A 16,894-nucleotide genomic window follows, 5' to 3' on the forward strand; every position below is an offset into this window, starting at 1 on the left:
ATGGCATCCCGCGCGAGGACCTTTGCGAGGGGAGCTCGGTCCTCGCACTTCGGCCGCCTCAGAAGCGACGGCGGCCGGATACCGAAAGCCTCCCACTACGGCCGCGCCATGTCTGCCATGCCGGAAAACCGGATCCGGCTCCCTCCAGCCCGCCCCCGGCCCGCTCAGGGATCGGGCCAGGAAGAAGGCGGCACACCAGCGGCGACCGCGCCGGTATTGGTCACCCTGGCGATCGGGGCTCCACCTCGTCCACCACCCGGGCGGCCATGCGCAGGCAGATCGCCCCATAGCCCACGTTTGACGGACACCCCAACACGCACTGCCCGATCGGTCAGCCGGTCACGTGCCCACAGCACTGCGGGACGGGACGCAGGCGGTCAGCTCTGCACGGCCGAACAACAGGGCGTAGCCGGAGGGGAGTTGGGCGAGGATGCGGTTGAGGAGTTCCTCGCCGGCGAGCTGGGCCACGATGCGCAGGACGGTGCCGGTGTCCCAGCGTGTGGTGGCCAGGCTGCCGTCGGTGCGTGAGGCCAGCTCCTTGACGAAGCCCCAGCCCGTGAGGGGTTCGGTGGCGGGGATCTGGGAGGTGAAGGTGACGGCGGCCTCGTACGGCAGTCGGCCCGCGAGTTCTACTCGCTCATCGCCCGTGAGCTGACGTCCGAAGGCGTCCAGCACGGCGCGCACGGCCTGTTCGGCCTGGGCGCGGGTGGCGTAGGCGCCTTCGTAGCGCACTTGTTCCAGCATCTGCTCGAACGTGACACCCGTGATGCCCGGTAGTTGCTGGTCGATCATCGCTGACGCGGTTGCCTTTCTCGTCGAAGATGTTTCGCCGGTGACCGGCGCGAAAGCCTCCGCCCCGGGCCACGGGGACGCCCGGGGCGGAGGAGTGTGGCTGCCCGTGGGGCTAGACGCGCTGAGGGTGGCCGAACAGCAGGTCATAGCCCGCAGGGAGTTGGAGCAGTAGGCGGCGAGTCAGTTCCTCGCCCGCCGCATCGGCGGCCACGCTGAGCACGGCGCTCACGTCCCAGGCGGCGGTCTGTTCGGTCGCTCCCTCGATCCATGCCGCGGTGGCTCTCACGAACCGCTCGGGGGACAGCGGCTCGCGCGCCTGGAGCGGGTTCACCAGGACGAGCGCCAGCTCCTCCGGCAGCCGGGCGGCCAGTTCCGCCCTCACTTCGCCCACCACGTGCGCACCCAGCAGAGCCAACACCGTGCGGGCCGCTCGCGCGGCTTCCTCGGTGCTCTCGTATCCGCCGCGTTCCTTGACGTGGTCAAGGAACGCCTCCCATCGCATCACCATTGCTGCTCCCGTGCCTGTGTGGGGTGGCGAGCGGAGGACGGGGCCGCCGATGGGGAGGCCGGCCCCGTCCTGCGGCGCGGCCGGAAGGGGTTCAGCCGCTGATCTGCTTGCGCGCTGACCCGCTACCGATGGCGATCTTGCGGGGCTTGGCGCGCTCGGCGATCGGGATACGCAGGGTCAGCACCCCCGCGTCGTAATCCGCCTTGATGTGCTCGGTGTCCAGGCTGTCGGCGAGTACGACCTGGCGGGAGAAGACGCCCAGCGGCCGCTCGGAGAGCTCCATCTGTACGTCGTCCGCCTTGGTGACGGGACGACGCTCGGCCTTGACGGTCAGCATGTTCCGCTCGACGTCGATGTCGATCGCGTCCGAGGCCACACCGGGCAGGTCGAAGGCGATCACGTACTCCTCGCCCTCGCGGTAGGCGTCCATCGGCATCGCCGACGGCCGCGACCAGGTGCCGCTCGTGTTCAGGAGCTGCTGGGTGAGCCGGTCGAGCTCACGGAAAGGGTCGGTACGCATCAACATCGTCAAACACCTCCAGCGTTCGAATCGGGCACTGTGCCAATGCGTTCACCTGCCATCGTTGTAACATGTCATCCAAGCGATGACAAGTTGTACGTCATCGAAAGGATGACATCACTATGGAGGCCCGATGACCAGGGATGATGAGCCCGCCCCCCGTGCCCACGGCCTCTCGCCGACATCGTTTCTCGCCGCCGCAACAGCGCTGGACACGATCCACGAGGCTCTCACCACCGCACAGACCACACAGGACGGCACGCCCCCTGAGTCCGATCAGAGCAGTTCCGAGCGGGCCCTCGCCGTGCTCCTGCTGCTGCGCGAAGCACGCGAGCAACTCGCCGAGTGGGAGCCGGGCCTGATCGAAGCCGCACGGGAGGCCGGCGCCAGCTGGGCCGACCTCGCCCACCCTCTCGGCGTCTCCAGCCGCCAGGCCGCCGAACGCCGCTACCTGCGCGTCCGCCCAGGAACGCCGGGGTCCACAGGCGAACAGCGGGTGACCGCCACCCGCGACCGCCGCGCCGCCGACCGCACCGTCACCGCCTGGGCCCGCGCCAACGCCGCCACCCTGCGCCAGCTCGCCGGCCAGATCACGGCGCTCACCGACCTCCCCGCCTCCGCCCGGACCCCGCTGGCCGCACTCAACGCGGCCCTCGCCGACAACGATCCGGCTGCCCTCGTCGCCCCTCTGACGGACGCGCACCCCTACCTGGCAGGCCACCCCGGCCTCGCCGCACGTGTCGACGACCTCACCCACCACACCGGCCGACTCCGGCGACGCAGCGAAGACCAGCGGCGTAACCGCGCCTGACCCGCAGCGACCTCGTGACGGACGGGCGTGAGGCATGGACAGCCCAGTCGCGACGGCGGCCCGGGATCCGGGACTTCACCAACAGGCCCCAGAACTACTACCGGTCCTGGCTCGGGCCGCCGGCCCACCCCCTGGGTGGAGTCGGACCGCCGCCGATGTCCTCGGCCCGGCTGCTCCGCGTCAGACCACCTCGGCCGAGCCGGCGTCGCTTCCGACAATGTCCCGCAATCTCTTCTTGTCGATCTTGCCGACCTTCGTCAGCGGTAGCTCGTCCACGATCCGTAGGTCTTCGGGGAGCTTGTACCGGGCCACCTGCATCGCGGAGAGGGCGGCGCGGACCCCTGCGAGGGACAGATCAGCACCCGGTTGGGCGACGACGATCACGCACACCCGCTCCCCCAGGTCCGGGTCGGGCTTGGCGACAGCGGCGACGCGGGCGACACCCGGCAGGCGGTAGACGAGGTTCTCGACCAGCCGTCAGGGGTGAAGGCGCGGGCGTTGTGCTCGCCAGCCCGGTAGTAGCCGCGTGGGGTGTACGGGCCGCGGGTGAGGAGGGCGCCCATGCCTCCAGGGGGTACGGGTGGCCGGAGTCGTCGACGACGAGGATTTCGTCGTCGGGGCACATGGGGCGTCCCCGAGTTTCGGCCCAGGCGGACCACGACCCCGACAGCGCCCGGGCACTCGTCCGCATCGGCGAGGACCGCTACGCCGGCTTCAACAAGCTGCTGGAGCCTTCGGGCGTCCAGATCAGCGACGACGAGTTCACCCTGCTGTACGGACCCGTCCTCGCCCGCCTCTTCCTCGACCGCGGCCAGGTCACCGACGCGTTCATCGACGCCGTCGTGGCCCAGTGGCTCACCATGCTGGGGCGGGGGTGAGGCGGAAGCCCACCGGCCCGCCAGGATCATGCCGAGCATGATCACCGCGATGAGACGGTGCAGTTGACACCAGTCCCTTGACGGCCTTGGACACCGAGTTCACCCGGCTGCTGCCAAGTGTGTCGAGAACACGGTGCCGGCTCCGTCCCAGGGACACGAGCGGCCACGACGGGCCGCGTGCCATCAGAAGGGACCGTCGTCATGGCTGTCGCAGATGACCTCGACCACGCCACCGACTCGCAGTGGGACTGGGTCGCTGAGCAGACTCGTACGTATCTGGCCTCGGGCGGCACCGAGGGACACGAGTCGAACGGCGTATACACGCTCCTGCTCGCCACCACCGGACACAGGACCGGTATCCCGCGCCGCACGTGCCTGATCTACGGCACCGCGGGCGAGGACTTCGTCGTCGTCGCCTCCAAAGGCGGTGCCGACCACGATCCGGCGTGGTGCAAGAACCTCCAGGCGGACCCGAGCGTCGGGGTACAGGTCGGCGGCCGGCGTTTCACCGCGCGCGCCAGGGTCGCGTCCCCCGCCGAACGCGAGCTCCTCTGGCCCCAGATGGCGCGCATCTTCCCGCTGTACGACGAGTACGCGCAGAAGACGAGCCGCGAAATCCCGATCGTCCTGCTCACTCCGCGGGACCGACCCTGACAGAGATGGGACGGGCACATCTCCACCGGGAGGCCCCCGGGTCAGTCCTGCATGGCTTCGGTGAAGACCTCCGGTGGCGCCTGCAGGTCGTGGGCGCGGAACAGGACGGCGTGCTCGACGCCCATGGCCTTGCCGCTCAGCGCGGCGAACTTCGGGATGAAGTCCGCGGGTGCCGGGTGGTCCGGGAGCGCTGCCAGGTACGCGGCGTGCGCCTCGAGCGAGGCGACGCCGCGGCGCAGCGGCTCACCCGTCACCTCGACGCCGTGGGTCGCACCGGAGCCGGGAAAGCCGGGGACGATGAGCCAGCGCACGGAGTGCGGTTCAAGGCCCTCGTCGTCGACCTGGTCCGGGAAAACCCACCGGTTGCCCGCGTCACGCACCGCGTCGAGCGTCGCGAGCCCCGCCGCGCGGTGGTCGGCCTGGTCGAAGCCAAAGGGCGTCTCGATGTCGTAACCGCTGCCGAGCACGACATCGGGCTTGAACCGGCGGATCTCCCGACAGATGTCCCGGCGCAGGTCGAGGCCGTACTCGAGCACACCGTCCGGATGCTCGAGGACGGTCAGGTGCTTGACACCGACGACGGCGCAGGCGGCCTGCTGCTCGGCGACACGCAGGCGTGCCGTCTCCTCGGGCGGATTCGGCATGCCGGCCTCACCGCGGGTGAGCAGGAGATAGCCGACCTCGATGCCGCGCGCGGTCCAGCGCGCGACGGCCGCGGACACGCCGTACTCCATGTCGTCCGGGTGCGCGACGACGCAGAGCACGCGCTGGAAGGACTCCTCGGGTAGCGCAGGCAATGTCATGTGACCATCCTTCCCCTTCATGTGCATGAGTCCAAGGGGTGAGGGCGCGGTGGCGGTCAGCGTGTCAGGTCACCGGATCGAGGAACGTCAGAACCGAGGCGTCCTCCTCGATCAGCGGGACGAGCGCCGCGTTGAGCGGACCGCCGTACGGTGCCTTCAAGTGCGCCTGGAAGGCGTCCTCGTCGCGGTACACCTCGAAGATCCAGAAGGCGCGTGGAGCGGCCGCCTTGGTGTAGACGTCGAAGGCGAGGTTGCCTTCTTCCTCTCGTACCTTCTTGGCGTACTCCAGGATCAGGCGGGATACCTCGTCCTGCGTTCCCTCGCGGGCGGTGAACTCGGCGAGCAGGGTCTTGTTCACGGTGTGGTGTCCTCGGTGGTCGTAGTCGGTCGGGAAAGTCGGGAAAGAGGGTGATCCGTCGGCGTCAGTCGCGGTAGGAGCCGAGGTGCCAGACGGCGGCCCGGTCCAGCTTCACCGAGCCGTTCTCGGCGAAGACCCGCACTCCCTGGCTGGCGGGGTCGGGGAAGATCTGGTCGGTGATGACGGCCTCGCCGCTGCCGCCGAAGACCTCGACGGACGACCAGTCGACGAGGATCCGCAGCTTCACCTTGCCGTTCTTTGCCTTCAGAGGCGCGGTCTGGACGCCGGGGAAGGTGCTGTTGAAGTCAACGGCGCCGGAGTGGGTGCGGTCGACGTACAGCTCCTGGGTCGTGGAGTCGTAGCCGATGACGGTCTCCTCTCCCCCGGCGCCGGTGCGCACCTTCAGGCCGAACCGGGTGGCGTCCTTGAGGGAGAAGGTTGCCTCGATGTCGAGGGCCTTGCCCTGGGCCGCGGGGCCGATCAGGGTCTTGGCGGTGTTCTTCACGGTGACGCCCGCCGCGGTCGCCGGACGCCCGTGCCGCAGGGACGTCACGCTGTCCACCGGCCGGCTGGTCAGGCGGATGCGGCCGTCGACCGTACGCAGGGTCATCTCCCGGGGGATGCTCTGCGCACCGCGCCAGGGCGAGGTGGGGACCGCGCCAGCGTAGTCCCAGTTGTTCATCCAGCCGATCATGTACCGCTTGCCGTCCGGCGCGCCCTCCCAGGACACCGCCGCGTAGTAGTCCTTGCCGTAGTCGGCCCAGTCGGCGCGCTGGACGACGGACTTCGCGGCGGTGTCGGCGGTGGTGAACTGGTCGGCGAGGAGATGGCCCCAGCCGGCGGTGTTCATGTCGACGAGCTGGATCCGCGCCTGCTTGCCGGCGTAGGGGCGCATGTCGAAGGAGGCCCAGTCCAGGGTCTCGCTGTTGGAGCCGGTGGCGCTTTGGACGACCTTTCCGTCGACGATCAGGTTGACGGACGTCTCCTGCGAGACGGGCTGGGCCTGGGTGTCGGAGAGCATGATGTGGTCGACGTTGAGGTGACCCCAGCCGCCGCTGTTGTCGTCGACGATCTTGATCTGCGCCTTCTTGCCGGCGAGGTCCTTGACGTCCCAGGAGGCCCAGTTGAGTGCCTCGCCATCGCGTCCGGTGGCGCTGCGGACCACCTTGCCGTCGACGAGCAGTTCGATCGCGGTCGGGTTGTCGGAGCCGGCCGGGTGGTTGCCGCCGCCCACAAGGAAGTTGACGTAGTCCTTGTCGATGGTGAACTCGGGCGAGGTGAGGGTGCCGGTGGTGGTGTCGCCGTCCAGGAAGCTGTTGACCAGGCCGTCGCCCAGGAACCCGGATACCTCCTGCTGGTTGCCGAGAGTGCCGGTGGCCGGTGCGGTACCGAAGGCGTCCCCGGTCGTCGTCCAGTCGCCGTAGGTGCCGCCCTCGAAGTCGGCGAGGACCGTGCCCGCGGGCGGATCGCCCTGCTCCATGACGGTGCCGTCCACGTGCGGATGGCGACCGCCGCCGACCTTGAAGTTCAGGTACTTGCTGTCGACGGTGAAGGAGGGCGAGGTCAGGGTGCCGGTGGTGGCGTCACCCGAGTGGAAGCTGTTGGCGAGGCCCTTGCCGTCGAAGCCGTCGACTGTGCCCTGACCGGACACCGCCCCGGCCGCCGGTGCCTGGCCGAACGCGGTGCCCGTGGTCGTCCACGTACCGAAGTCGCTGCCCTCGAAGTCCTGCGTCACCGTGCCGGGGGGCGGGGTGTACGTGCCCTTGTCGTCGGCGGTGAACTTCTTGCCGTCGAAGTCGCCGACGAAGTACTGGGCGGCCGAACCGCCCGCGATACCACCGGGGTTGATGTTGACGACCAAGACCCACTTGATCTTCTTCTTGTCACCGTCGACCGCGAGAGGGAACAGATCCGGGCACTCCCACACCCCGCCCGTCGCGCCAGCCGGCCCGAACTCGCTCTGCAGCTTCCAGTCCTTGAGGTTCTTGGACGAGTAGAAGCGCACCTTGTGCTCGGCGGACATCGACACCGTCATCAGCCAGCTCTTCGTGGGGGCGTACCACTGGACCTTGGGATCGCGGAAGTCCTTGGAACCGATGTCGATGACGGGGTTGCCCTGGTACTTCGTCCAGGTACGGCCGCGGTCGGTGCTGTAGGCGAGCGACTGCGCCTGGACGCCCGTGGCCTTGTTCGAGCTGGTGTAGATCGCCACCATGGCCGGGTTCTTCTTCGTACCGAAGCCGGTGGCGTTGTCCCGGTCGACGACGGCGCTGCCGGAGAACACCATCTCGTTGTCGTCGTGCGACAGGGCGAGCGGCAGTTCCTTCCAGCGCACGAGGTCCTTGCTCACCGCGTGCCCCCAGGACATGTCGCCCCACGAGTTGCCGCCCGGGTTGTACTGGTAGAAGAGGTGGTACTCGCCCTTGAAGTACACGAGACCGTTGGGGTCGTTCATCCAGTTCTTGTCGGGCGTGAAGTGGAACTGGGGGCGGTAGGCCTCGGAGTGCGACGGGGTGTCGGCGGCGACGGCCTGGGGGGCGAGCGGGGCCGCCGACAGGGCGCAGACGGTCGCCACCGCCGCGATCATCCGTATGCGGGCATGCCGGGGTACACGTCCAGAGCTCAAAGTGTCTCCTGTGGTGCGGCCGTCCGCGCAATGACGCCTGCTGCCCGGCGCGGGTCCGGCGAAAAGTGACGCCCTTGTCGGCGCCGTCGTCCACGGCACTGGCAAGGGGTGTCATCGTTGACTTGTGTCATCGATGACAGCGGGTGGCCCGATGATGGGGGCAATGCGTCCGGTGCGTCAACGGTGCGGCCGCGATGTCCTGTTGAGCGGCATGCCCGCCCGTCATGCGCGGTCGGCCGTGGCGGTCTGGGTCAGTTGGTTCTGCCACGGCGGGTTGGGGCCGGCGACCGAGCAGGTCAGGGCCGCGACGCGGGTGCCGAAGCGGCAGGCCGCCTCGACATCGCCGAGACGCAGGTCCGTCAGCCGGCCGCCCAGAAGCCCACGGGCGCCGAGGTGGTGGAGCAGGCCTGCGGTGAAGGAGTCCCCGGCACCGACCGTGTCGACGACCTGCGTGGCCACCGCGGGCACCGTCACCCGTTCCCCGTCGAGTGAGGCCAGGGCGCCGTCGGCACCGCGCGTGATCACGACGAGCCGCGCCCCTGCCGCATGCCAGGTGTCGCACGCCTGCTCGGGCGGAGTTCCGGGCAGCAGGAGCTCCAGGTCGTCCTCGCTCAGCCGCAGCACGTCCGCGAGGCCGCACCAGTGCGCCAGCCGAGCGCGGTAGACCTCGGGGCGCACCAGAAGCGGGCGGACGTTGGGGTCGATGCTGACGGTGGCCCGGGAGGCGGCCGCGGCCAGGAAGTCCTCCACCACCGCCGCCCCGGGGTCCTTGACCAGGGCCAGTGATCCGGTGTGCACGCAGGCGGTGTCGGCCAGGTCCACCCCGGCCAGTTCCGCACCCGTCCACTGCCAGTCCGCGGTGGCCTGCGCATGGAAGGAGAACGTGGCCTGCCCCTGGGCGTCCAGCTCGGCCACGGCCAGCGTGCTGGGCTCGGCGGCGTCCACGGCACACGAGAGGTCGACCCCGGACGCCTCCAGGTGGGCCCGGAACAGGCGGCCGAACACGTCGCCGGACAGCCGTGCGAGGAAGCGGGCCGGGGTTCCCAGCCGGGCCAGGGCCACCGCCGTGTTGGCGGGTCCGCCGCCCGGCAGCACCCGCAGGGCGAGTTCGTTCCGGGAGGCTGCGGGTTCGGTGAACGCGTCGGCGACGCACTCGCCCAGGACGGTGATCTGGCGCGGGCTCATGGGCTGCTCACTCTCGGAACTCTGGGAACGCGCGGACAGAAACGGGCACGTCGCGGGCGTTCGCCGAACCGCTTCGGGCGGCGACGGCCACGAGCGTTGCCGATTTGTGACGGGCACAAGGCATTGACGTTGCCCGGAAGCGGAGTCCATCATCCTGGCCAAGCAGTGTCAACGATGACATAAGTCAACGATGACACCCCGGGACGGCATGCCCCCGATGCCGGCCGCCCGCCCGCAATCCCGCAGGAGTTGTTCATGTCACGCATCTCTCGTCTGCCCTCCTCCTTGTTCAGAGTCGCCGCTTGCACGGGTGTCGCGGCCCTCACCCTGACCGCCTGCGGTTCCGGATCCGGATCGGACTCCGCGAGCTCCGGTTCGGGCACCGTCAAGGTCGGACTGATCACGAAGACCGACACCAACCCGTTCTTCGTGAAGATGAAGGAGGGCGCGGAGAAGGCCGCCAAGGAGAACGGCGTCGAACTGTCCACCGCGGCGGGCAAGTTCGACGGGGACAACGCCGGTCAGGTCACCGCCATCGAGAACATGGTCGCCGCCGGGGTGAAGGGCATTCTGATCACGCCGAGCGACTCCAAGGCGATCGTGCCGGCGATCGAGAAGGCCAAGGCCAAGGGCGTTCTGGTCATCGCCCTGGACACCCCGACCGAGCCGGAGAGCGCCGTCGACGCCCTGTTCGCCACCGACAACGTCAAAGCGGGCGAGCTGATCGGCGAGTACGCCAAGGCCGCCATGAAGGGCAAGACGGCGAAGATAGCCGCCCTCGACCTCGCGCCGGGCGTCTCCGTCGGCGTCCAGCGGCACGAGGGCTTCCTGAAGGGCTTCGGCGCCACCGACAAGGACGTCGCCTGCGCCCAGGACACCGGCGGCGACCAGGCCAAGGGCCAGACGGCGATGGAGAACTGCCTCCAGAAGGAGCCGGGCATCAACGTCGTCTACACGATCAACGAGCCGGCCGCGCTGGGCGCGTACACCGCGCTCAAGGCCAAGGGCCGGGAGAAGGACGTGCTCATCGTCTCCGTCGACGGCGGCTGCACCGGCACGCAGGCCGTCAAGGACGGCAAGATCGCCGCGACCTCGCAGCAGTATCCGCTGAAGATGGCCGCCGAGGGCGTCAAGGCGGTCGCCACGTACGCCAAGGACGGCAAGAAGGCGTCCGGTTACACCGACACCGGCGTCACCCTGATCACCGACAAGGCACAGGACGGGGTCACGTCCAAGGACACCGGCTACGGCCTGGAGAACTGCTGGGGCTGAGCCGACCCCTGAGGACCCCACGACTCAGCCCGTCCCTCAGCGGGGCGGCCGTCCCTTCCTCCCTGACCAGGGGACGGCCGCCCGCTTGTCCGCTTCTCCCGCGGCCAGAGCGGACAACGACTTCTGTCTTCCGACAAGGACTTCCCATGACAGCCACGACCACACCCCCGGACACGTCCTCGCCGTACGCCGACCTCAAAGCACCGACCACGGCCCGCCGACTGCTCACGGCACCGACCACCGGCCCGCTGGCCGCCCTCCTTCTGGCCTGTGTCTTCTTCTCCTTCTCGACCGACCAGTTCCTCACCGGCGGGAACTTCTCCCTGATCGTGCAGCAGGTCATGGTGGTCGGCACCCTCGCCATCGGCCAGACCCTGATCATCCTCACCGCGGGTATCGACCTGTCCTGCGGTGCGGTGATGGCGTTCGGCAGCATCGTGATCGCGAAGATGGCGGCCGAGGGCTCCCTGCCCCCGCTGGTCGCGATCGCGCTGGGCCTGGTCGTCTGCGGCGGCTTCGGCCTGCTCAACGGGACCCTGGTGCAGAAGATCCCGCTGCCGCCGTTCATCGTCACCCTCGGCATGCTCAACGTGGCGTTCGCGCTGACGCACATCTACTCCGAAGAGCAGACGGTCACCAATCTGCCGGGACCGCTGACGGCCCTCGGTGAGACCTTCCCGCTCGGCCACACCGACATCACCTACGGCTCCCTGGTCACCATCGCCCTGTTCCTCCTCCTCGCCTACGCGTTGAGCAACACCGGCTGGGGCAGGCACGTCTACGCCCTGGGCAACAGCCCGGAAGCGGCCCGGCTGAACGGCATCCGCACCTCCCGGCTGACCATCGGCGTCTACACCGTCGCGGGCATCCTCTACGGCATCGCCGCCCTGCTGCTCATCTCCCGCACCGGCGTCGGCGACCCGCAGGCCGGACAGACCGACAACCTCGACAGCATCACCGCCGTGGTCCTCGGCGGCACCAGCCTCTTCGGGGGCCGCGGCTCGGTCCTGGGCACGTTCATCGGCGTCCTCATCGTCGGCGTCTTCCGCAACGGCCTGCAGTTGATGGGCGTCGCCTCCATCTACCAGACCCTGATCACCGGCGTCCTCGTGATCCTCGCGGTGACCGTCGACCAGATCTCCCGGAAGAAGGCCCGATGACCGCCACGTCCTCCCCCACCCCCGTGCTTCAGGCCCGCGGCCTGGTCAAGCGCTACGGCCACGTCACCGCCATCGACGGCGCCGACTTCGACCTGCTGCCCGGCGAGGTCCTCGCCGTCATCGGCGACAACGGCGCCGGCAAGACCAGCCTCATCAAGGCCCTCACCGGCGCGGTGACCCCTGACGCGGGCGAGATACGGCTCAACGGCGAACCCATCAGCTTCTCCGGCCCGCAGAGCGCCCGCGCCCACGGCATCGAGACGGTGTATCAGGACCTCGCGGTGGCGGCCTCCATGGACATCGCGTCGAATGTGTTCCTCGGCCGCGAACTGCGCCGCCCCGGCATCCTCGGCACTACCTTCCGCATGCTCGACAAGAAGCGGATGCGTCAGGAGGCCGCCGAGCACATGGCCGACCTGAAGATCGGCCTGCGCTCCCTCACGCAGTCGGTCGAGACCCTCTCCGGCGGACAGCGGCAGGCCGTCGCGGTCGCCCGCGCCGTCGCCTGGGCCCGCTCCGTCGTCGTCATGGACGAACCCACCGCCGCCCTCGGCGTCAAGGAGTCCGGCCAGGTCCTCGACCTCATCCGCCGGGTTCGCGACAAGGGCATGCCGGTCGTCCTGATCAGCCACAACATGCCCCACGTCTTCGAGATCGCCGACCGGATCCACGTCCACCGCCTGGGCAGGCGCGCCGCCGTGATCAAGCCCTCCGACTACTCCATGGCGGAGGTCGTCGCCATCATGACCGGCGCGCTCACGGTGGACGAGGCCGGAGGTACTGTCGTGGCGGATTCCAAGGCCGCGAAGGCCGCGGGAGTCCAGGCCAACTGAAGCACTCACAGGTTCCGGCCGAGGCCGCGGCCGGACCGACGAGCACAGGAGACTGTTTCCTCCATGGCAGCGAACCGCCGCCCGACCCTGGCAGACGTCGCCCGAGAAGTGGGCGTCAGCGCCAAGACCGTCTCCCGCGTCCTCAACGAGGACGGGCCCGCCTCCGCCGAGACCAGGGAACAGGTACTCGCCGCCGTCGCCAAGCTCGGCTTCCAGCCGAACCTCATGGCCCGCAACATCCGCGTCGGCGGCCCGGACACCACCGTCGGCCTGGTCATCCCCGACCTCGCCAACCCCTTCTTCGGAGCCGTGGCCCGCGCCATCGAGGATGTCGTCGGCGAACGCGGACTGACCCTGCTCATGGGCTCCTCCGCGGACGACCCCGAACGCGAACGTGCCCTGACGGACAAGTTCCTCGCCCGGCGCGTCAGCATCCTCATCGTCGTACCGTCCGTCGGCGCCGACCACTCCCACCTCAAGTCGCACCGCACGGCAGGACTGCCCATCATCTTCCTCGACCGCCCCGGAGTCGGCCTGCCCGCCGACAGCATCGTCAGCTCCAACCGCGCCGGGGCCCAGGACGGCGTCGCCCACCTCATCTCCCACGGGCACCACCGCGTCGGCTTCGTCGGCGACCTGCCCGTAAAGCTGTACACCCGCCGCGAACGCCTCGCCGGATACCGCGCAGCCCTGCAGGAAGCCGACATCCCCTACGACCGCTCGCTCGTCGCCAACGCCCACGACCAGCCCGGCGCCCAGGCCGCGACCGCCCAACTCCTCGACCTGGCCGATCCCCCCACCGCCCTGTTCGCCGGCAACAACATCATGGCGCTCGGCATCGTCGCCGAACTCGCACGCAGCAAGCGCAAGGACGTGGCGGTCGTCGCCTTCGACGACCTGTCACTCGCCGAGGCCCTCGAACCGGCCCTGACCGTCGTAGCGCAGGACCCCGAGGCACTCGGCCGCAGCGCCGCGGCCACCGCCCTGGCCCGCCTCGACGGCGACCGCTCCCGCGCTCGCACCATCTCCGTCCCCACCCGGCTGATCATCCGAGGCTCGGGAGAGCAACCCGCGCCCAAGCGAGCAGAGTTCGTCACAGGATCTCGTTGAGATGCCCTGGTCGGGCATGACCGACGTGGCGAACAGACCGCTCGGGATTCTCTGAGCTCTCGGCCGTGGATCCTGGCCGCCGACTTGTGAAGCGCATCGAGGCCCTCACTAATCAGGAAGAACAGCCGCAGCGCGCTGCCCGCCTCCGGCGACGACGACGCGGCCAAAAAGTCCGTCACCGCGCTGCTCGACCGTCTCGGCTACGACACCGTCGACGCAGGCACCACCGCGCAGAGTTGGCGCGTCCAGGACGGCAGCCCCGCCTACGTCCTCCCTTGCCTGTCCGACCCCCGACTGCCCTGACCCCGGGACCCGGGAAAGCCGGCCGATGCCCAGGAGATTCGTACCGCCCTGGACACGGCACGCAACAGGTCCTGACACGGCGCGCCGCCGGACACGTGCCGTCATCTCGGTTCTGGCAACACCGAGGGTCCTGCGGTGGGAGCCTGAGGGCGCCCTGCGCGATGAGGGTGCGATGGCCCCACCGAAGTCCAAGGTCGATCTGTACTCAGCGAACAGAAGCCTTCCAGGCAGGAGCCCATGCGATGCCCCGAGAGATCATCTCCACCCCTGAAGCGCCGGAATTCTCCGGCTACAGCCAGGCGGTCAAGGTCGGCGACACGATCTACGTCGCGGGAACAGTCGGAGTCGACGTGGCGACCGGTGAACTCGCGGGACCCACGATCCATGAGCAGACCCGCCAGTCGTTGCTCAACTGCCAGGCCATCCTGCGCGCCGGCCGCGCCGAGCTGAGCGACGCCGTCATGGTTCACACCCTGCTCATGCACCCCGAGGACGCCGACGGCGTCATGGAGGTCTTCGACGAGTTCTTCCCTGACGTACGGCCGCCGCGCTGCGTGAGCAAGCTGGGTGTCGACCGGCCAGGGATCCTGGTGTCGATCGCCATGGTGGCCGTCACGGACTAGGCAGAACCGCCAGTGCGGTGTCTGCGACGTTCCGCAGCGTCTCCGGGTCCAGGCCGGCCTTGCCTACCGCCTCGATACCGCGGACCACCGTCAGCAGCAGTGCCGCCAACTGCTGCGGATCCGCAGCGCTGTCGATGTCGCCGTGGCGCTGTGCGGCGCTGATCTCCGTCCGCAGCAGGGTCAGCAGCGCCGTCATGGTCTCGGCCGATCGCGCGGCGACCGTCGCATCGTGCTGGGCCAGTTCCGCCACGCCCTTGGCCAGCAGGCACCCGCGGCGCTCGGTGTCGGAGGCGGTGTTCTCCGCCATGAGGTGCACGTATTCCGACAGCCGGGCCAAGGCCTCCGCGTCCGGGCCACCGGCCAGCCGCCCTTCGGCCACCTCGACGACCGCGGTGCACCAGTCGTCGAACACACGGTGGAACAGCTTGCCCTTGTCGCCGAACGCGCCGTACAGGCTGCCCTTGCCCAGGCCGGTCGCCTGGGAGATGTCGTCCATCCGGGTTCCTGCATAGCCGGTCGCCCAGAACTGTTCCCGGGCCCGCTCCAGAACCTGGCGTTCGTCGAATGCGCGTGGTCTCGGCATGATCTCAGCCTAGCCATTCTTGACTCGATCGTCCATTACTGCCTACGTTGTGGACGATCGATTCCATAACTGAAGGGGTTCGACATGCCAGGCGCGTTGCAGGACAAGGTGGCCGTGATCACCGGAGGGACCAGCGGGATCGGGCTGGCCATCGCCCACCGCTTCATCCGCGAGGGCGCACGGGTCTTCGTGACCGGCCGGGACGACGACCGCCTCGAAGCGGCAGTCAAGGAGATGGGCCCCGCGGCCACCGGCGTACGATCCGACGTCTCGGTCCTGTCCGACCTGGACGCGCTCTACGCACGAGTCCGCGAGGAGGCCGGCCACATCGACGTGCTGGTGGCCAACGCGGGAATCGTCGCGGACGCCGCGCTCGGCGCCCACACCGAGGCGAACGTCGACCTGACGCTCGCCGTCAACATCAAGGGGCCACTGTTCACCGTTCAGAAGGCCCTTCCGCTGCTGGCGGAGAACGCCTCCATCCTGGTCATCGGATCGAGCAACAGCCTGCGACCCAATGAGCACCTCGAGGTCTACAGCGCCTCGAAGGCGGCGGTGAGCAACCTCGTACACAACTGGGCCCGGCAGTCGCGGGAGCGCCGATTCCGCGTCAACGTACTCAGCCCCGGACCCACGCGAACCCCCGGCCTCCTGGGCGCCGCGGGGCCAAACGTCGACCAGTTCGCCGAGGCCGTCGTGCCACTGGGGCGACTGGCCGACGCCGAGGAAATCGCCGAGGCCGCCCTCTTCCTGGCCTCGGACGCCTCGTCGTTCGTCACCGGCGCCGAACTCTTCGCCGACGGTGGCTACACCCGTGCCTGACAGGGCGCACTCCCGGCCGCGCGCGTTCGTCGTACGAGGCCTGGTGCGCGCCGCAGCAACGAGACCGTAGCCGCGGTCTCTTCGGATGACGTCTGCCACCACCCCGACCACTGCTTGACGGCGAAGGTCTACGACTGGGCACGTGCGGTGGGTGGCGACCGCAGACCGTCCCGCCGAAAGCCGGCGGGCCGACCTTCCCTGCAGCCTTGTGCTGTCGGTCGGCCCGCCGGCTTTCCGGTGGCAAGTGCGGCTTGCCGAGTACCCGCATGACGAACTCGGCCGAAGCCGACGGCGGTTGCGGTCAGAGGCCGATGCCGCTCAGCCATTGTCCGGTGGTGAGGGGGCTGATGCCGAGCAGTTTCTGGGTGGAGTTCTCGGGGGTGATCGAGCGGTCGGGCAGCGTACTCATGGCCGCGTAGGCTCCGGCGACGTAGGCGGGGGCAAGACGTGACCGATCCCTGTCTCCCCGAGTGCAGCCCCGCCCGGTTCCTCACTCCGCCCAACGACCCGTGAGCCATCCTGATCGTGCGCGAACTGCTGCACGGCCCCCACCGTCCCACCCAGCTGCGCGACACCCGCTCGGCGAGGGGCGGCGCGAATGTCCTGGACGCCATGGGGACCTGGGCCATGGCGGTGCCGGACCCCACGGCTGACGTGACCGCCTGACGTAAGCCCCTGCCCGACGGCGCGGACGCGGTCACGTCGAGGATGCGAGCCGCTGCCGCAGGGCGTCGTTGTCGTCGTGGTGGACGACCTCATCGAAGCGCAGGCGCAGACCGTGCCTGCCCAGCAGCTCCGCCACGATCGCGTCGAGTTGTTCGCGATGCTCCTTCGTCCGCGCCTGGACGTACGCCTCGCGAACGTCTTCGGGCTCGCCGGCGAGGACCTGGTCCATGCGCTCGCGGATGTACCGCTTGAGGTTGATGCGCTCCTTGACTTCCTCCCCCGCCTAAAGGCGGGGGATTCCAGCGGTCGCCCGCTGGGGTTCCTGCTTCACCGACGACCGCCCCGTCCGGGAGGACTCCCGTTGAGGTCTTACACCGTCTCCACAGG

Annotated in this window: 20 protein-coding genes; 10 read left to right on the top strand and 10 right to left on the bottom strand. The window is 69.3% G+C overall.

What is annotated here, in order from left to right; all coding sequences use genetic code 11:
* Positions 1-339: 339 nt before the first annotated feature.
* The 3 genes from ACIOHP_RS30305 to ACIOHP_RS30315 all read right to left on the bottom strand — a co-directional run bounded on the left by ACIOHP_RS30305 (position 340) and on the right by ACIOHP_RS30315 (position 1,826).
* Positions 340-792 (bottom strand): DUF2267 domain-containing protein, encoded by a 453-nt coding sequence (locus ACIOHP_RS30305; RefSeq protein WP_401892373.1) that lies wholly within the window; start codon positions 790-792, stop codon positions 340-342.
* Positions 793-904: 112 nt separating this feature from the next.
* Positions 905-1,300, bottom strand: a complete 396-nt coding sequence (locus ACIOHP_RS30310; protein ID WP_361492023.1) for a DUF2267 domain-containing protein — start codon at positions 1,298-1,300, stop codon at positions 905-907.
* 91 nt (positions 1,301-1,391) lie between these two features.
* The gene (locus ACIOHP_RS30315; RefSeq protein ID WP_401892375.1) at positions 1,392-1,826 is read right to left on the bottom strand and encodes an Hsp20/alpha crystallin family protein; all 435 of its coding nucleotides are present in this window, start codon (positions 1,824-1,826) and stop codon (positions 1,392-1,394) included.
* Between the two features lie 127 nt (positions 1,827-1,953).
* On the opposite strand from ACIOHP_RS30315, the gene ACIOHP_RS30320 reads away from it, so the two are divergent.
* Complete coding sequence (locus ACIOHP_RS30320; RefSeq protein WP_401892377.1) at positions 1,954-2,631, top strand: type III effector protein; 678 nt, start codon at positions 1,954-1,956, stop codon at positions 2,629-2,631.
* A 180-nt stretch (positions 2,632-2,811) separates the two neighbouring features.
* Here the strand turns inward: ACIOHP_RS30320 and ACIOHP_RS30325 are convergent, their stop codons facing one another.
* Positions 2,812-3,105 (bottom strand): hypothetical protein, encoded by a 294-nt coding sequence (locus ACIOHP_RS30325; RefSeq protein WP_401892420.1) that lies wholly within the window; start codon positions 3,103-3,105, stop codon positions 2,812-2,814.
* A 149-nt stretch (positions 3,106-3,254) separates the two neighbouring features.
* Here ACIOHP_RS30325 and ACIOHP_RS30330 point away from each other — a divergent pair, with 149 nt between their 5' ends.
* The gene (locus tag ACIOHP_RS30330) at positions 3,255-3,509 is read left to right on the top strand and encodes a hypothetical protein (protein ID WP_401892378.1); all 255 of its coding nucleotides are present in this window, start codon (positions 3,255-3,257) and stop codon (positions 3,507-3,509) included.
* Positions 3,510-3,710: 201 nt separating this feature from the next.
* On the top strand, positions 3,711-4,163 hold the full coding sequence (locus ACIOHP_RS30335) for a nitroreductase family deazaflavin-dependent oxidoreductase (protein WP_401892380.1): 453 nt from the start codon (positions 3,711-3,713) through the stop codon (positions 4,161-4,163).
* A gap of 41 nt (positions 4,164-4,204) precedes the next feature.
* Here the strand turns inward: ACIOHP_RS30335 and ACIOHP_RS30340 are convergent, their stop codons facing one another.
* The 4 genes from ACIOHP_RS30340 to ACIOHP_RS30355 all read right to left on the bottom strand — a co-directional run bounded on the left by ACIOHP_RS30340 (position 4,205) and on the right by ACIOHP_RS30355 (position 9,135).
* Complete coding sequence (locus tag ACIOHP_RS30340) at positions 4,205-4,966, bottom strand: PIG-L deacetylase family protein (protein ID WP_401892382.1); 762 nt, start codon at positions 4,964-4,966, stop codon at positions 4,205-4,207.
* Between the two features lie 64 nt (positions 4,967-5,030).
* On the bottom strand, positions 5,031-5,324 hold the full coding sequence (locus ACIOHP_RS30345) for a putative quinol monooxygenase (protein WP_401892383.1): 294 nt from the start codon (positions 5,322-5,324) through the stop codon (positions 5,031-5,033).
* Between the two features lie 64 nt (positions 5,325-5,388).
* On the bottom strand, positions 5,389-7,950 hold the full coding sequence (locus ACIOHP_RS30350; RefSeq protein ID WP_401892385.1) for a GH32 C-terminal domain-containing protein: 2,562 nt from the start codon (positions 7,948-7,950) through the stop codon (positions 5,389-5,391).
* A gap of 222 nt (positions 7,951-8,172) precedes the next feature.
* Positions 8,173-9,135 (bottom strand): carbohydrate kinase, encoded by a 963-nt coding sequence (locus ACIOHP_RS30355; protein WP_401892388.1) that lies wholly within the window; start codon positions 9,133-9,135, stop codon positions 8,173-8,175.
* Between the two features lie 255 nt (positions 9,136-9,390).
* Here ACIOHP_RS30355 and ACIOHP_RS30360 point away from each other — a divergent pair, with 255 nt between their 5' ends.
* The 5 genes from ACIOHP_RS30360 (at position 9,391) to ACIOHP_RS30380 (ending at position 14,436) form a co-directional block, all read left to right on the top strand.
* Positions 9,391-10,407, top strand: a complete 1,017-nt coding sequence (locus ACIOHP_RS30360; protein WP_361546336.1) for a sugar ABC transporter substrate-binding protein — start codon at positions 9,391-9,393, stop codon at positions 10,405-10,407.
* Between the two features lie 146 nt (positions 10,408-10,553).
* Complete coding sequence (locus ACIOHP_RS30365) at positions 10,554-11,567, top strand: ABC transporter permease (protein WP_401892390.1); 1,014 nt, start codon at positions 10,554-10,556, stop codon at positions 11,565-11,567.
* Complete coding sequence (locus ACIOHP_RS30370; RefSeq protein ID WP_361546331.1) at positions 11,564-12,400, top strand: ATP-binding cassette domain-containing protein; 837 nt, start codon at positions 11,564-11,566, stop codon at positions 12,398-12,400. Before ACIOHP_RS30365 ends, ACIOHP_RS30370 begins: the two co-directional genes overlap by 4 nt.
* 63 nt (positions 12,401-12,463) lie before the next feature.
* Complete coding sequence (locus tag ACIOHP_RS30375) at positions 12,464-13,510, top strand: LacI family DNA-binding transcriptional regulator (protein ID WP_401892393.1); 1,047 nt, start codon at positions 12,464-12,466, stop codon at positions 13,508-13,510.
* A 545-nt stretch (positions 13,511-14,055) separates the two neighbouring features.
* Entirely contained in the window at positions 14,056-14,436 is a 381-nt protein-coding gene (locus ACIOHP_RS30380) for a RidA family protein (RefSeq protein ID WP_401892395.1), read from the top strand.
* Here the strand turns inward: ACIOHP_RS30380 and ACIOHP_RS30385 are convergent.
* Positions 14,426-15,019, bottom strand: a complete 594-nt coding sequence (locus ACIOHP_RS30385) for a TetR/AcrR family transcriptional regulator (RefSeq protein WP_361546319.1) — start codon at positions 15,017-15,019, stop codon at positions 14,426-14,428. The genes ACIOHP_RS30380 and ACIOHP_RS30385 overlap by 11 nt on opposite strands.
* An 84-nt stretch (positions 15,020-15,103) precedes the next feature.
* Between ACIOHP_RS30385 and ACIOHP_RS30390 the strand changes: the two genes are divergently transcribed.
* Positions 15,104-15,841 carry an SDR family NAD(P)-dependent oxidoreductase gene (locus ACIOHP_RS30390; protein ID WP_401892397.1) on the top strand — a complete coding sequence of 246 codons (738 nt, stop codon included), beginning with the start codon at positions 15,104-15,106 and terminating at the stop codon, positions 15,839-15,841.
* 525 nt (positions 15,842-16,366) lie between these two features.
* The gene (locus ACIOHP_RS30395) at positions 16,367-16,507 is read left to right on the top strand and encodes a hypothetical protein (protein WP_401892399.1); all 141 of its coding nucleotides are present in this window, start codon (positions 16,367-16,369) and stop codon (positions 16,505-16,507) included.
* A 31-nt stretch (positions 16,508-16,538) separates the two neighbouring features.
* Here the strand turns inward: ACIOHP_RS30395 and ACIOHP_RS30400 are convergent, their stop codons facing one another.
* Positions 16,539-16,736 carry a hypothetical protein gene (locus tag ACIOHP_RS30400; protein ID WP_401892401.1) on the bottom strand — a complete coding sequence of 66 codons (198 nt, stop codon included), beginning with the start codon at positions 16,734-16,736 and terminating at the stop codon, positions 16,539-16,541.
* Between the last annotated feature and the right edge of the window lie 158 nt (positions 16,737-16,894).

Source organism: Streptomyces sp. NPDC087859, from assembly GCF_044742595.1.
In the GTDB taxonomy this organism is placed as follows: Bacteria; Actinomycetota; Actinomycetes; order Streptomycetales; family Streptomycetaceae; genus Streptomyces; species Streptomyces canus_F.